General features: G+C 43.7%; 15 protein-coding genes. 11 read left to right on the top strand and 4 right to left on the bottom strand.

Annotated elements, in window-relative coordinates; genetic code table 11:
* From hisG to glyS, 11 genes are all read left to right on the top strand, one after another.
* On the top strand, positions 1-616 hold a 616-nt coding region (gene hisG, locus E6139_RS20680; RefSeq protein ID WP_316405433.1), incomplete at its 5' end, for an ATP phosphoribosyltransferase.
* The gene (gene hisD, locus E6139_RS20675; protein WP_316405432.1) at positions 613-1,893 is read left to right on the top strand and encodes a histidinol dehydrogenase; all 1,281 of its coding nucleotides are present in this window, start codon (positions 613-615) and stop codon (positions 1,891-1,893) included. The genes hisG and hisD, both read left to right, overlap by 4 nt.
* A complete protein-coding gene (gene hisC / locus E6139_RS20670; RefSeq protein WP_316405431.1) occupies positions 1,890-2,948 on the top strand; it encodes a histidinol-phosphate transaminase in 1,059 nt (352 codons plus the stop codon). The genes hisD and hisC overlap by 4 nt, the downstream gene beginning before the upstream one ends.
* Entirely contained in the window at positions 2,945-3,538 is a 594-nt protein-coding gene (gene hisB / locus E6139_RS20665) for an imidazoleglycerol-phosphate dehydratase HisB (RefSeq protein ID WP_316405430.1), read from the top strand. Before hisC ends, hisB begins: the two co-directional genes overlap by 4 nt.
* A gap of 11 nt (positions 3,539-3,549) precedes the next feature.
* Positions 3,550-4,176, top strand: a complete 627-nt coding sequence (gene hisH, locus E6139_RS20660; protein WP_316405429.1) for an imidazole glycerol phosphate synthase subunit HisH — start codon at positions 3,550-3,552, stop codon at positions 4,174-4,176.
* Positions 4,173-4,895 carry a 1-(5-phosphoribosyl)-5-[(5-phosphoribosylamino)methylideneamino]imidazole-4-carboxamide isomerase gene (gene hisA, locus E6139_RS20655; RefSeq protein WP_316405428.1) on the top strand — a complete coding sequence of 241 codons (723 nt, stop codon included), beginning with the start codon at positions 4,173-4,175 and terminating at the stop codon, positions 4,893-4,895. The genes hisH and hisA overlap by 4 nt, the downstream gene beginning before the upstream one ends.
* Positions 4,892-5,650: an imidazole glycerol phosphate synthase subunit HisF gene (hisF, locus tag E6139_RS20650; protein WP_316405427.1), complete on the top strand. Its 759-nt coding sequence runs from the start codon at positions 4,892-4,894 to the stop codon at positions 5,648-5,650. Before hisA ends, hisF begins: the two co-directional genes overlap by 4 nt.
* A 10-nt stretch (positions 5,651-5,660) precedes the next feature.
* Positions 5,661-6,293 carry a bifunctional phosphoribosyl-AMP cyclohydrolase/phosphoribosyl-ATP diphosphatase HisIE gene (gene hisIE, locus E6139_RS20645; RefSeq protein WP_316405426.1) on the top strand — a complete coding sequence of 211 codons (633 nt, stop codon included), beginning with the start codon at positions 5,661-5,663 and terminating at the stop codon, positions 6,291-6,293.
* A gap of 12 nt (positions 6,294-6,305) precedes the next feature.
* Positions 6,306-7,133 (top strand): histidinol-phosphatase HisJ family protein, encoded by an 828-nt coding sequence (locus E6139_RS20640; protein WP_316405425.1) that lies wholly within the window; start codon positions 6,306-6,308, stop codon positions 7,131-7,133.
* A 597-nt stretch (positions 7,134-7,730) separates the two neighbouring features.
* Entirely contained in the window at positions 7,731-8,618 is an 888-nt protein-coding gene (glyQ, locus tag E6139_RS20635; RefSeq protein WP_316405424.1) for a glycine--tRNA ligase subunit alpha, read from the top strand.
* Between the two features lies 1 nt (position 8,619).
* A complete protein-coding gene (gene glyS, locus E6139_RS20630) occupies positions 8,620-10,698 on the top strand; it encodes a glycine--tRNA ligase subunit beta (protein WP_316405423.1) in 2,079 nt (692 codons plus the stop codon).
* 39 nt (positions 10,699-10,737) lie between these two features.
* Here glyS and E6139_RS20625 read toward each other — a convergent pair whose 3' ends face one another.
* The 4 genes from E6139_RS20625 to E6139_RS20610 all read right to left on the bottom strand — a co-directional run bounded on the left by E6139_RS20625 (position 10,738) and on the right by E6139_RS20610 (position 15,376).
* The gene (locus tag E6139_RS20625) at positions 10,738-11,679 is read right to left on the bottom strand and encodes an AEC family transporter (protein ID WP_316405422.1); all 942 of its coding nucleotides are present in this window, start codon (positions 11,677-11,679) and stop codon (positions 10,738-10,740) included.
* A 117-nt stretch (positions 11,680-11,796) separates the two neighbouring features.
* The gene (locus E6139_RS20620; RefSeq protein ID WP_316405421.1) at positions 11,797-13,731 is read right to left on the bottom strand and encodes a fructose-1,6-bisphosphatase; all 1,935 of its coding nucleotides are present in this window, start codon (positions 13,729-13,731) and stop codon (positions 11,797-11,799) included.
* A 191-nt stretch (positions 13,732-13,922) separates the two neighbouring features.
* Positions 13,923-14,735: a pyruvate, water dikinase regulatory protein gene (locus tag E6139_RS20615; protein ID WP_316405420.1), complete on the bottom strand. Its 813-nt coding sequence runs from the start codon at positions 14,733-14,735 to the stop codon at positions 13,923-13,925.
* 11 nt (positions 14,736-14,746) lie between these two features.
* Entirely contained in the window at positions 14,747-15,376 is a 630-nt protein-coding gene (locus E6139_RS20610) for a helix-turn-helix transcriptional regulator (RefSeq protein ID WP_316405419.1), read from the bottom strand.
* Between the last annotated feature and the right edge of the window lie 151 nt (positions 15,377-15,527).

The following is a 15,527-nucleotide window of genomic DNA, read 5'->3' as shown; positions in this document are numbered from 1 at the left end:
CTTAAATATCGCGTTACCAAAAGGACGTATGGGGGATGCGGTGTATGAGCTTTTTACCAAAGCTGGCGTGGCGGCTGAAGGAGTCTTTGAAGACAATCGCAAGCTGATTTTTACCGATGAAAACAACAAACTGCGCTTCTTCTTAGTTAAGCCGAGTGATGTGGCGATCTATGTGGAGCATGGAGCAGCGGATATCGGTGTTGTTGGAAAGGACATTTTATTAGAAAGCAAAGCGGAGGTAATCGAATTTTTAGATCTGCATATGGGTGTCTGTAAATTGGCAGTGGCGGCACACAATGATTTTGAAGAAGATTTCTCTCGGCCTCTGCGTGTATCAACTAAATACCCGACAATTACTCGCGAGTTCTATGAAGGACTTGGACGCTCCGTGGAATTGATTCACCTGCACGGCTCGATCGAGTTGGCGCCATTATTAGGGTTGTCCGATGTGATCGTTGATATCGTTGAAACAGGAACTACTTTAAAAGAAAATGATTTGAAGGTCATTCAAGAAATCGCGCCTTCTTCTGCCCGTTTAATCATCAACAACGCGACATGGCGTTTTAAACAAGAACGAATCCAAAAGGTAATCGAGAAGGTGAGGAAGCAACTATGAGAGTCTATTCGACTGAAAAAGATCCATTAACCGATATTCTGGCACGTGATTTTTCTGAAACACCGGATGTTTCGGATGTGGTCAAAACAATCATTCAGCGGGTGCGAACCGATGGTGATCAGGCGCTATATCAATTAATCGAAGAGATCGATCAGGTAGCTTTAGATTCATTGGCCGTTAGTAAGGATGAGATTGAAGCTGCTTTACAGGTGGTTTCACCAGAATTGTTGAAGGTTATGGAGCAGTCTAAAGAAAATATTTTAGCATATCACAAAAAGCAAGTGCGGCAAGGCTTTGTTTCAACCGAAGAGAGCGGCGTTGTGATGGGACAGCGAATCCTGCCTTTAGCACGTGTCGGGGTCTATGTACCTGGCGGAACAGCGGCGTATCCCAGCACTGTTTTGATGGATGTATTGCCGGCAAAGATCGCTGGTGTGAAGAAGATTGTGATGATGACCCCAACAGATAGTGAAGGAAATGTTCCTGCTGCAATCTTAGCGGCAGCATCGATCGCTGGTGTAGACGAAATCTATAAAGTCGGCGGGGCTCATGGTGTAGCGGCGCTTGCCTACGGAACAGAGACAATTCCAAAAGTCGATAAAATCGTAGGACCGGGAAATATTTATGTAGCAACAGCGAAGCGCATGGTGTATGGCGAAGTTGATATCGATATGATCGCAGGACCAAGTGATGTCTTGATCGTGGCAGATGACACCGCAAATCCACGGTGGATCGCAGCCGACCTTCTGGCGCAAGCGGAGCATGATAAGCTGGCGCAAGCGATTTTGGTAACGACCGAAGAAACCTTGATCGAAAAAGTTCAGACAGAATTGGCGCAGCAGTTATCCGAATTGCCGCGTAAAGAGATTGCTGAGGCAGCTATTGAAAGCAATGGCAAGATTATTTTGGTAAAAGATTTAGCTGAAGCCGTTTCGATCTCCAATCAAATCGCACCGGAACATTTAGAGCTATCTGTGGCGGAGCCGTTTGCATTGCTAGGGAAAGTTGAGAATGCCGGCAGTGTCTTTTTAGGCCACTACACACCAGAGGTTTTAGGCGATTATTTTGCGGGACCGAATCACACTTTACCAACAGAAGGAACCGCGCGTTTCTATTCGCCGCTGTCAGTGGATGATTTTATTAAGAAGAGCAGTTACCTTTACTATACGCAAGAGGCCATGAATGATGTCGCTTCAGGAGTGGAACTATTTGCGGAAACAGAAGACCTGATGGGTCACGCCCGCTCGATGAAAGTACGCAGGGAGGAAAAGAAATGACATTTTTAAATCAAAAATATCAGAATCTGACTCCGTATATACCGGGTGAGCAAGTCAATGAACAGGAATACATTAAATTGAATACTAATGAGAGTCCTTACCCGCCCGCTCCAGCCGTTCAAAAGGCAGTTGCGGAAGCTTCACTTAGCTTAAATCGTTATTCAGATATTGCGGTCGAGGTTGTTGCAAACCCACTGGCACAATATTTGGGTGTGAAGAAAGAACAGCTTTTTCTTGGAAACGGAAGTGATGAAGTTTTATCCTATATTTTTCAAGGATTCACAGAAAAAGGTATCGCGTTTCCTGATGTAACCTACGGATTTTATCAGGTATATAGCGGATTGTACCAAGTAGATGCCACTGTTGTTCCGCTGAAAAATGATTTTTCCCTTGAGTTAAAGGACTATGATGAATTATCAGGAACGGTGATTTTCGCCAATCCAAACGCGCCCACAGGAATTCAGTTAACACAAGCTGAAATTTGTGAGTTTATCGAGCGGCATCCTGATCGGTTAGTGGTTGTAGATGAGGCCTATATCGATTTTGGAGGCGAATCAATGGTTTCTTTGGTTGATCGCTATTCGAACCTGCTAGTCGTAGGTACTTTTTCAAAATCTCGCCAATTGGCAGGAGCACGCTTGGGATTTGGTGTTGGGAATGTCGAATTAATTGCGGATATGAATCGTTTGCGGTTCAGTCTGAATCCTTACAACGTCAATAGCTTGACCCAAGCCGCTGGCGGAGCTGTCTTGCAGGAGCAGGAATACGTGGATCAGAAGATTCAAGAAACGATCCAAGTCCGAGAGTGGAGCAAGCAAGAGCTGAATAAATTAGGCTTTGAACAAACAGACAGTCAGGGTAACTTTTTATTTGCGAAGCACCCGAAAATAGCGGGTGAAACTCTATTTACCGCTTTAAGAGGAAAGAAAATTTTAGTCCGTTGGTTCAACCAACCTCGGACAAAAGATTATCTTCGGATTACAGTGGGTACACAAGAACACATGGAACAACTAGTAACGGCTTTGACGACAATATTAGAAGAGGTGGACGCATGAGAAAAGCGGAAGTGACGCGCAATACATCCGAAACAAAGATTCAGCTGGCATTGACAGTTGACGGTACAGGAAAACAAACGATCAAGACAGGTGTAGGCTTTTTGGATCATATGTTGGAATTATTTGTTCGGCATGGCCGTTTTGATCTTGAGCTGGTTTGTGATGGCGATATTGAAGTAGATGCTCACCATACGACAGAGGATGTGGCAATCGCGATCGGTCGGGCTTTTTCTGAAAGTCTTGGCGAACGTCGCGGAATTAAACGCTACGGCAGTATGCTTTTACCGATGGATGAGGCTTTGGTAATGGCGGCAATTGACATCAGTGGTCGTGGCATGGCAGTTGTGGAACTGGATATTCCTAGCGAAAAAATCGGACAGCAGTTTGACACCGAATTAGTCGAAGAATTTTTCATCGCCTTTGCTCGTGAGTTAGGCGCGACGATCCATCTGCATCAAATAGCCGGTAAGAACAGCCACCACATCGTAGAGGCCTGCTTTAAAGGCTTTGGTCGTGCTTTAGGAGATGCAGTGGCAATCAACCAGTTGGCGCCAGATGAGATTCCATCAACAAAAGGAACGATCAATTAAGGGGGAAGCCTATGCTAGCAATTATCGATTATGGTGTCGGCAACTTGTTTAGTTTGTCGCGCTCACTGGAATATTTAGAAGTCGAGTGTAAGGTCACGCGTTCTTTAGATGAATTAAAAGCAGCGGATCGGATCATTTTACCGGGTGTCGGGGCCTTTGGCGATGCGCGGAAAAAACTGGAAGAGTTGGACTTAGTCGAGCCGATTCAAGAACTGGCGGCTTCGGGCAAACCTTTTTTAGGGATTTGCTTAGGGATGCAGCTGCTCTTTGATAAGAGTGAAGAATTTGGCGAGTATTCTGGTTTAGGCTTGATTCCCGGTCGGATCGTGTCAATGCGGGAAGCCTTTGACCAAGCACAGATTGATTTAAAGGTTCCGCAGATTGGCTGGAATCGCTTAGACGTGCAAAATCAGGAAAGCCCGCTGGTAAAATCGTTAGGCGAGAATGATTTTGTTTACTATGTTCACAGCTATTATGCAACGGATTGCCAAGAGCACTTGGTCGCTGACAGTGAGTACGGAATCTCAATTCCGGGAATTGTGCAAAATAAGAATGTATTCGGGACTCAATTCCATCCAGAGAAAAGCGGCGATGTAGGTCTGAAGATTCTAAAAGCATTCACGGAGGTGCCAGTATGAAAATTTTCCCAGCAATTGATCTTTTAGATGAGAAAGTCGTTCGCTTGTATCAAGGCGATTATGATCAAAAAGAAGTATTTGGCGATGATCCAGTAGCGTTTGCACAATCGTTTGAAAAAGCGGGTGCGAAGTATCTGCATCTTGTTGATTTGGACGGCGCCAAGGCGGGTAAATTGCATTATTTTGGAATTGCCAAAAAGATTGTTGAAAACACCAATCTATTCGTAGAAGTCGGCGGCGGCATTCGTGATGAAGAAACCATCCAACATTGCTTATCCGCGGGCGTGGATCGAGTCATTCTTGGAACGATCGCGCAAAAAGATCCGGAATTCACCCAAGCGATGCTGAAAAAATATGGCAATAAGATCGCAATCGGAGTCGATGCGAAAGACGAAAAAGTCGCTGTCGAAGGCTGGCTGGAAAAAACTGAAACGGATGCTTATGAGTTCTGCCAGCAATTAGTTGAGTGGGGTGCTGAGACGATTATCTTTACCGAAATTTCCCGCGATGGCACAGGCGAAGGGATCAACCTGCCATTGTATGAAAAACTCAATCATTTGAATATCGAGATCGTCGCTTCTGGCGGTGTCGCTTCGTTGAAGGATATCGAAGGCTTGAAGCAACTGGGAGTTTCCAGTGCGATCGTCGGCAAGTCACTATACAATGGCAGTTTAAAATTGGAAGATGTTCTGGCTGCAGGCAAGGAGGATGACCAATGATCGCAAAGCGTATTGTTCCATGTCTAGATGTTCGTGATGGACGCGTAGTTAAAGGCGTCAATTTCGCTGGTTTACAAGATGTCAATGATCCAGTGACTTTGGCTCGTTTTTACAATGAGCAGGGTGCGGATGAATTGGTTTTTTACGATATCACGGCTTCGGCAGAAGAACGCGGTTTGTTTACCGATATTTTGAAGGGCGTAGCCTCAGAAGTCTTTATTCCTTTGACTGTCGGCGGCGGGATCAATGAGGTTTCTGACTTTGAACGTGTCTTGAATTGCGGCGCGGATAAGGTCAGCGTCAATTCCGGCGCGATCCGTCGTCCCCAGCTGATCGAAGAAGGTGCCAAGCGCTACGGCAGTCAATGTGTTGTTTTGTCGGTCGATATTCGTCGGGTTGGCGATCAATGGCATGTATTTGCTAAAGGCGGTCGGGAAGATACTGGACTAGAGGCCTTAGAATGGATTCGTCAAGGCGAGCAGTTGGGGGCCGGGGAGTTGGTTCTCAACAGTATGGATACTGATGGAGTGAAGCAAGGCTTTGATCTGGAGCTGCTGAAAGCAGTCAGTGAGATTACTTCATTGCCGATCGTGGCCTCAGGCGGTGCTGGGAAAGCGGAAGATTTCATTGACTTGTTCCAATTGCCGAAGATTGAAGCTGGTTTAGCGGCATCGATTTTCCATTATGGTGAAGTGAAGATTCCGGATCTGAAAAAACAATTGATGGCGGCAGATATTCCTGTCCGTATCGTTTAGGGGAGATATTATGACTGAACTAAAATTTGACGAACAAGGCTTGATCCCAGTGATCGTACAAGACGCTGAAACCAATGAAGTCTTGACGTTAGCCTATATGAACCAGGAGAGCTATGAATTAACATTAAAGGATCAACTTATGACTTTCTACTCTCGCAGCCGTAAGGAATTATGGCGCAAAGGCGAGACCAGCGGCAACTATCAGCATTTAGTTTCAATGAAATTGGATTGCGATCAGGATGCACTAGTCGCGAAGGTCAAAAAAGACGGACCAGCTTGTCATACAGGAGCAGAAAGCTGCTTCAATGAAGTCATGTACGGTGAAGACAAGCAAGCGACGATCGATGCGTTATATGAGTTAGTCAAGGGTCGTAAAGAGACACCACAGGAAGGGAGCTATACTAGCTACTTGTTTGAAAAGGGTATCGAGAAGATCCTGAAAAAGGTCGGAGAAGAATCAACGGAAGTCGTGATCGGAGCCATGAAGGAAGATCATAACGAAACCGTTTTCGAAATCACTGATTTGGTGTATCATGTCCTTGTATTGATGGTGGAGATGGGCATCGATTTGACGGAAGTTCGTCAAGAGCTAGCGAATCGCCACGTTGTCGATAAAAAAGTCAAACAAGAACCGATGCAATAGGGGGAATCAGCGATGTTCTATTCAAATGCTCACACCCACAGTACGTGGTGTGATGGAAAAGATACCTTGGAAGATATGGCGCAGGCCGCGATCGATTTAGGCTTTACGGATTTAGGATTTACTTGTCACTCACCAGCACTTTTTGATCCCAGCTGTCTAGGTGTGCAGAATGAGGTTGCCTACCAGGAAGCCCTACGTGATCTCAAAGCAAGGTTAATGGGCAAGCTAACTATCGGAATTGGCTTGGAATGGGATTATTATAGTGCTGATCCCATAAAAGGCTATAACTACACCATTGGCTCGGTGCATTATTTCCCACCGCGTCAAGGCATTTTTCGCAGTGTTGATGAAAGTCCTGAAAGTCTGATGAAGACCTTGGACGAGTGGTATCAGGGAGATTCATTGTACATGGTCCGCGACTATTATGATACGGTAGTGAAGCATATCCATCAGAATCATTCGAAGATTGTTGGTCATTTTGATTTGATTACCAAATTCAATGAGAAAAATCCTTGGTTGGACGAAGATAGTGCTGAATATCAAGGAATCGCATTGAAGGCATTGAATGATGTGATCGATATTATCCAAACCTATGATGGTATGGTGGAGATCAATACAGGTGCGATTTCTCGTAATTGGCGAACGACACCTTATCCTAATCCATTCTTACTGAAGCAATTGAAGGAGCGCGATTGTCCTATTATTATCACCAGCGACAGTCATGAGACATCGACCTTGACTTGCCATTTCCCGGAAACAGTCGAATTATTAAAATCGATTGGATTTACAGAGACCATGCAATTGAAGGATGGTATTTTCCAGCCGATCCCTTTTGACTAGCCAATCGATTAATTACTATAGAAGTCGCGAAAAGTATCCCTATAGTCAGCAGAAAGATTTGACAAAAGGGGTCTAGTGTCGCTATTATAGAACCAAGTTGAATAGGTGCGAGGATCAAATTAAAAATTTGTGGAACACACAGCGAGTCAGGGAGAGTGGAAGCCTGAATGGGAAACAAATTTTGTTGGCGTTTGTGAGCACATTGAGTGAAAGCTGCCAAGCAACTGCTTGGAAGTAGGGTGGAACCGCGTTGATACGTCCCTATGTCGATTATTTCGGCATAGGGACTTTTTTGTCAGTCCAACTTTTCGCAGTTTGTTTTAGCTGAGACGCTAAATAAGGTCTTTATTTTGAATATCTTGAAAAGCTGTTTAGTTGGATGATATGTCGACGACGATAAGTATAAATTTTGCAAAAAATTTATGTTCATTAAGCTTTTGAGTCGACTGTGAGTTCTTCAACCTTATTATTATTTCGTTAGTTCAATCATAAGGTTATTTCCCCATTTTTTGGAAAAATGAACTTCCTTCAATTGAGCTAGCTGCCCTGCAAGTCGAAAGATAAATAAACTTCAATAATAAACCAGGAGGAAACAGAATGAGCAAATTAACAGTGCAAGAAATGATTTTGTCGTTACAAAAGTTTTGGTCAGATAATGGCTGTATGCTAATGCAAGCCTACGACACAGAAAAAGGGGCAGGAACAATGAGTCCCTATACTTTTTTACGGGCGATCGGACCTGAGCCTTGGCGTGCGGCCTATGTTGAGCCTTCACGTCGGCCAGCGGATGGACGTTATGGAGAAAATCCGAACCGTTTGTATCAGCATCACCAATTCCAAGTGGTTATGAAGCCTTCTCCAAAAAACATTCAAGAGTTGTACTTGGATAGCCTGCGCCTATTGGGAATCGATCCGCTAGAGCACGACATTCGTTTCGTAGAGGACAACTGGGAAAATCCATCAATGGGTTGTGCTGGTGTTGGTTGGGAAGTTTGGCTTGATGGGATGGAAATCACTCAGTTCACGTATTTCCAACAAGTCGGCGGTCTGCAATGTCATCCTGTAACTTCTGAATTGACTTATGGTTTGGAACGTTTGGCTTCTTACATCCAAGAAGTTGATAGCGTCTATGATTTGGAATGGAGCGCTGGGGTTAAATACGGCGAAATCTTCAAACAACCTGAATATGAGCATTCAAAATACTCCTTTGAAGAAAGCAATCAAGAAATGCTTTTAGATAATTTTGAAAAATTTGAAAAAGAAGCAAAACGCTGTATTGATGAAAATCTAGTGCATCCAGCCTATGATTATATTTTAAAATGCAGCCACACATTTAACTTGTTAGATGCGCGCGGGGCTGTATCCGTTACTGAACGTGCGGGCTACTTGGCTCGTATCCGTAATATGGCGCGTTCAGTTGCGAAGATCTTCGTAGCGGAACGGGAAAAACTAGGCTTCCCATTATTGAATCAGGAGGGCAAATAAGATGGCGAAAAATCTACTATTAGAAATCGGTTTAGAAGAAATGCCAGCCCACGTGGTTTGGCCAAGTATCAAACAATTAGAAGAAAAAGTCTCAAAATTCTTAGCAGAAAATAGTCTGACCTTCGAATCTATCGAGACCTTCTCGACCCCACGTCGTTTAGCGATTCGGGTAACCAATATTCCTGACCGCCAAGAAGACGTGCAAGAAGAGGTCAAAGGTCCAGCGAAGAAGATTGCATTGGATACTGAAGGTAACTGGAGCAAGGCAGCAGAAGGCTTCGTTCGCGGTCAAGGCTTGACGACAGATGCCATTACTTTCCGTGAATTAAACGGTGTGGAATATGTGTATGTCACAAAATACATCCACGGAAAAGAAAGCAAGGAAGTCTTAACCGGACTGTTAGATGTCGTGAAGAGCTTGAACTTCCCAACTATGATGCACTGGGGCGATACGATGTTTGAATACGTTCGTCCGATTCACTGGATCATCGCATTGTTGGACGATGAGGTGATTCCCTTCGAGCTATTGGATGTACAAACAGGACGCACAACTGTGGGTCATCGCTTCCTAGGCGATCAAGTAGAGCTTGCTGATCCAAGCGAATACGAAGCGAAATTGGAAGAACAATTCGTTATTGCTGATGCTCATAAACGTCAACAAATGATCGTGGAACAAATCGGAGAGATTGCCGAAAAGAATAAATGGGTGATCGATCTTGATCCTGATTTGTTAGAAGAAGTTACAAACCTAGTAGAATACCCAACAGCTTTTGTTGGGGACTTTGAAGAACGCTTCTTGTCAGTGCCAGAAGAAGTGCTGGTCACTTCTATGAAGGAACATCAACGTTACTTTGAAGTGCGCAATCAAGCTGGGATGCTGTTACCGCATTTTATCTCTGTCCGGAACGGAAACAGTGTGAAACTAGATAACGTCATCAAAGGAAATCAAAAAGTCTTAGCTGCTCGTTTAGAAGACGGTGAATTCTTCTTTGAAGAAGATAAGAAGCTAACGATTGAAGACTGCGTTGAAAAATTGAAGAACGTGACCTTCCATGAAAAAATCGGCAGCATGTATAAGAAAATGCAACGTGTCGGCTTGATTAGTCAGGTTATCGGTGATCGTGTTGGTTTGAGTGAAGAAGAGCTGGCAGATCTGAAACGTGCATCAGAGATCTACAAGTTTGACCTAGTGACAAATATGGTTGGTGAATTCCCTGAGCTGCAAGGAATCATGGGTGAAAAATATGCCCTGTTAAAAGGGGAAAAATCAGCCGTTGCGACAGCAATTCGCGAACACTATTTACCGATCTCGTCTGAAGGAGACTTGCCGCAAACAGCGATTGGTGCTGTTTTAGCGATTGCCGATAAGATTGACAGCGTACTAGGCTTCTTCGCTGTAGGAATGATCCCAAGCGGTTCAAATGACCCTTACGCATTGCGTCGTCAAACTTACGGTATCGTGCGGATTGTCGAAGCTCAAGGCTGGACCTTCCCATTCACTGATATGCAAGGCGCGATCGTAGATGCAATCAACGAAGATGTTTTAGACTACGGTATCCATTTTAACCGCGACCAAAAAGAATTCATCGAGTTCTTTAAGGGCCGTATCCGTCAACGTCTGCAAATGTACAATGTTCGTCATGACATCATTGACGCAGTCGTAGATTCGCATCAAGACGATCTCGTGCAGGTCTTCAAGACCGCAAAAATTCTCGATCAGCATTTGAGTGATGAGCATTTTAAAGAAGCGATGGAAGCTTTGACTCGTGTCATCAACTTGACGAAGAAGGTCGATCCATCAACAATTACCTTCAAAGTAGATCAAAAACTGTTTGAAAATGATAGTGAAAAAGAATTGTATGAAGCGGTGAAAGAAGCTGAAGATGATTTTGCTAACCAAAGCATGTCTGAAAACTATCAAACCTTGGCGAACCTGCGTCCAGTCATCCAACGTTATTTCAACGACACGATGATTATGGTAGAAGATGAAAAAGTTCGTGACAATCGCTTGAATCAATTAGCGATTATTGCACGTATGGCAAATGCGTTAGCAAGTCTTGATAAAATCATTACTAAATAGCCAAAGAAAAGCCTTCGAGTTCGTGCTTGAAGGCTTTTGTTATAGTATCAATTTCAATAATAGCGGAATATAAGCAAGATAGAGCAGCACAGAATAGCCCAGTGAAGAAGCGGCGAATTGTTGATCAGCAGCGTAGGAGCGAGCTAAGATTGGCACGGAGTTTTGTACTGGCATCGCGGATTGGATAATAAAAACAGAGAGCATCAAGGGTGGTATACTAATCCATTGGCCTAACAGCCAAACAATCAATGGTGAAATCACGTAGCGTCCAATGAGTACTCCGATAATATCCTTGTTCAACGTCAGATTTTTGATTCCGACATTATAGACGATAATCCCGATCACAAACATCGATAATGGTGTTGTTAAATTAGCGAGATATTCCAGAAACGTTGCGATGGAGGCCGGAACAGTGATATTTACCAGTACAGCGCACAGACCAATCAAAAAGCCCAGCAATGCTGGAGAAAAAATCTTTTTCAAAATCGGTACGATATGAAAATTGACGGTTGCTTGTTCAATCTGAGGGTTGTCACGAGCGATGAAGTAGATTCCTAATGTCCAAAAGATCGTCGTATTGACGATGTAGTAGAGCAGCACATAAGGGACTGCACCTTCTCCGAAAATCGCCAAATTGATGGGTAAGCCAATAAAGATCGTATTGGAGCAGGTAAACATTGTGGAAAAGATTCCCTTACGAGTAGATGTAATTCGAAAAAATCGGCGATAGACAAAGCTGATGACGAAGGTCAGCAGCATGGAAATCAGAGGAATCACCATTCCGCCAACGAGATGCAGGAATTCGGAGCGAGAAAAATTCTTGGTGATTGTCAAGAACATATTGCATGGCAACGCGATCTGTAAGACCAGCTTTGAGAAGGCATCACCGATTTGATTTGAGAACCATTGCTTGTAGGTTAGTAAGTAGCCGATAAACATTAGAACAAAGATAAACAAAATATTGATATACGCAGAAACCATTTTTTCACCTCGCATCTTACTATACATAAAAACAAGGGTGTCATCAATCGGTGATGACACCCTTGTTAACAGTTTTTCTTCTCACTTTAGCAAATTAGGAAAATAGTGAACAGTGAGCTAGATATCGTTATTCTCTTGATAATTCAGCAAGCCAGTCAAATTCTCGATCTGTTCCTCGAGACTGTCGCCGACGGTCGTATCCTTGATCAGGATACGTTTCAAGTCTTTATCGATGACACGCTTCAGGGAGGTTTCATCGACTTGTTTAGCTAACAGGTTCTCGACAGATTCAAATGGATCATGCGTAACCAGCTGGAAGCCGTAGGAATTATTGAGTAACGAGTAACCGGCGATGCCCGTAGTTTTCTGGTAGGCCTTAGAAAGCCCGCCATCGATCACGAAGAGCATGCCTTCGCCCTTGATCGGCGACTCACCGTCCTGCACCTTGACGGGTGTATGGCCGTTGATGATCCGCGAATTTGGCGAGTACAAGGCAAATTCCTCTAAAATCATCTGACAAGTCTCATGTGTATCCCGAAATTGATAATAGGGATTTTTGATTTCTTTATGTGTCTTTTTATCGGCAATGAAATAGCGTTCGAAAGTCGTCATAGCGCTTTTGCCAAATTGCGGCGAAATCTTGCCAGTCCAGCAATTCCAGATCCAATCAGCTGCGGAGCTATCTGTTTTTTGACTTTGACAGCCGGAACGAATCTGTTCCTCGAAAAAGTTCAAGAGATCTTTGCCAGCATATTTCTTGCCATCAACGGTCAAAGGAAGGAAGCTGCCATCAGCTTTTAACGGTAGACAGCCGTGGAAAAGGAGATGCTGATTATAGACTAAGAACATCGATCCTTTATTCAAAAGCAGCTGCATATGCTCCTGCATTTTAGTTGATTGCTGGAAGGAAGCCAGCAGCATCTCGACTACATAATCCTCCTGCTCTGTCAACGCATGGACATCTTCCTGCAGGGTTTGGAAGCAGCTGCCTTGAAGAGGATAGTCTTTACCTGCTAAATGAATCGTGTCTCTATCGAAATCGATCTTCTCAAATAGCAAACGATCGTCCATTTGAAATTCAGGATGACGCTTGATTAGTTGACCTTCCAGCTTGAATTGCAGGATTGACAAAGCCTGATGAACTTTTTCTAAGCTATCTAGGCTTTCAATCGAATAGCTCTCACTGCTATTTTTTTCCTTTGGTGTGAAAACCGAATTTTTCTGATAATGCTCTTCCGCGTACATGAAAAGCGGTCGCAAATTTAAGGCGTAGGCCTGTTCGATTTCGTAAAGGTAGTTATAGCGTGCGGCGATCCGCAGCAGAGTCATCAGACACGCGCGTGAGCCAGCGTAGGCGCCCATCCAAAGAATATCATGATTGCCCCATTGAATATCGACAGAAGGGTGCTGACACAACTTATCCATGATCTTATCCGCTTCTGGTCCACGATCGTAGATATCGCCGACGACATGGAGATGATCCACCACTAAACGCTGGATACTTTGACATAAGGCGACAATAAACGGACGCCCCTGTTCTAAATCCAGCAAGTGAGCCAAGATTTGATCGAAGTAGGCCGCTTTATCCATGTAATTCGTATCAGTGTACATCAATTCTTCAATGATATAGGCATATTGCTTCGGCAAAGCTTTCCGCACCTTGGAACGGGTATACTTGGTAGAGCAGAAAGCCAACAGCTCTAATAACTGTCGGATTTTTTTACGATACCAAGAACGATCACGATAGGCATAGAACTCGGCGTCTCCCAAAGCTTCGCGAGGATAGGCCACAAGGATCGTCAGCTTATCCTTCTCATGTTCCGTCAAGCGGTCGCCGAAGAGCAGACTAATTTTTTCCTTGATATTCCCAGCACCAGTGCGCAAGATGTGATCAAAGGCGGTAAACTCCCCATGAATATCACTGATGTAAAGTTCGGTTCCTTTAGGCAGATGCATGATCGCTTCTAAGTTGATGAGTTCAGTCATGATCGCCTCCTTGGTACTAAATTCTTTCTCCAACATTTGATAATACTTTTCACGGGTCGATAGCATAAATGCGCTCCTTATTCATAATGATGAATTAATTTTCATGTCGTATATCATTTAGTCATTTATAAAGTAAGGCTAACTCTTGCTAATGAGTTTATTTTTCCAAAATCATGAAAAATAAATCTGATTTTCGTTTCGCATACCATTTTACTAACTCGCTAAAGCAAGAAGTAAAACTGGCAAACTGACATCCTTTATATACAGTTGTCCAAATGCTCGCAAATCAACGTGGCAGATTCTTCGATGGACTTGTTCGTCACATCTAGCGTGAAGGCACCCAGTTCATCATAAACACTTAACGCGTAATCGACTTCTTCCTTGATCCGATTGATATCTGAGTAGCGAGAATTTTCTGCTAAGCCTAGAGAATTCAAACGACTCATACGGATTTTTTTCTGAACTTCTGGTTCAATCAGCAAGCCTACAAGCTTTTCTTTTGGAACATCCTTAAGCTGATCGGGTAAAGGAACTTCTGGAATCAATGGTAGGTTCGCCACCTTCAAGCGACTGTTCGCTAAGTACATGCTTAAAGGAGTTTTAGAAGTACGAGAAATTCCCAACAAAACAAGATCCGCTTCTAAAAAGCCCTTCGCATCTTTCCCATCATCGTATTTCACCGCAAATTCGATCGCAGCGACACGGTCAAAGTATTCTTGATTCAATTTATGAACAACACCGGCTTTTTGCAACGGAGCGACACCGGTCTTTTGGTGAACGATATCCATGAACTGGGTCATCAAGTTAATGTATTGCAGGCCTGTCCGCTCAGCGAAGTCTTCGACGATTTGAGTGAGGTTGTCGCTGACTAAAGTCGTCACCACAACGGCGCTGTCCTTCAAGGCGTCACCTAAGATACTTTTTAATTCTTCTTCATCTTTCGTAAATGGAAAACGATAGGACAAATCAAAATTCACACTAGGAAATTGAGCTGCCGCGGCATTGACTAATTTCAGCGAGGTCTCGCCGACTGAATCAGAGATCATGTATAATGGTACACTTTTTTTCATTTTTTTCGCTCCTATCGATTGGTTTCAGTTTGTTTTGCTTGCTGCATGATATAATTAAAAATCCGTGATTTCGTGATTTTGCCGATCACTTTTTTTGGATCTTCTTCACTAACTACAGGGAGTGAATCAACTTGATAATCAAGTAAGACCGCTCCAGCCTCCAAGATCGTGTAATCCTTCGTGCATGTTTGCAGATGGGGAGCACGGGTCATAACGACCGCCACCGGTGTACTTTGCAAATTGCTGTTTAACGATGCCCGTAATAAATCTTTGCGCGACAATAGCCCGACAAGATGCTGCTCTTTGTCGGTCACATAGATTGAGCCAACGTCATACATAAACATATTGGTGATCGCGTCATGGATCGAGGTGTCCTGCGGAGTTAACAGTGGGGACAGCATAATTTCTTCGACTTTAACTGAAAAGATTTTATCGAATAAAAATTGTTCGATACCCACACCTGTATAGGTGTAACCAACTTTGGGACTTGCCTCCAAAATGCCTGCCATTGTCAAGAAGGAGAGGTCGGTTCGTAAGGTAGCGTGTGAGATTCCTAAGTGATCGGCGATTTTTTCGCCGCTTAGCGGTTGATCGCGCTTGACGATCTCGATGATTTTCTCTTGCCTTTGTGATAAGTTCATAAGTCCTCCTAGTAATGCATTCGTTCTTCTTGAGAAAAAATGAATTGGATTTTCTTTCAATTGCCATTGAGTTCATACTCCAAAAATTCAACGACTTGAATACACACCCTATTATACACGTAATAACCATATAAACAACATGATTGATTAA

Origin of the sequence: Enterococcus sp. (assembly GCF_032555305.1) — a bacterium.
In the GTDB taxonomy this organism is placed as follows: Bacteria; Bacillota; Bacilli; order Lactobacillales; family Enterococcaceae; genus Enterococcus_A.
This window is presented reverse-complemented; position numbering and strand designations above follow the sequence as displayed.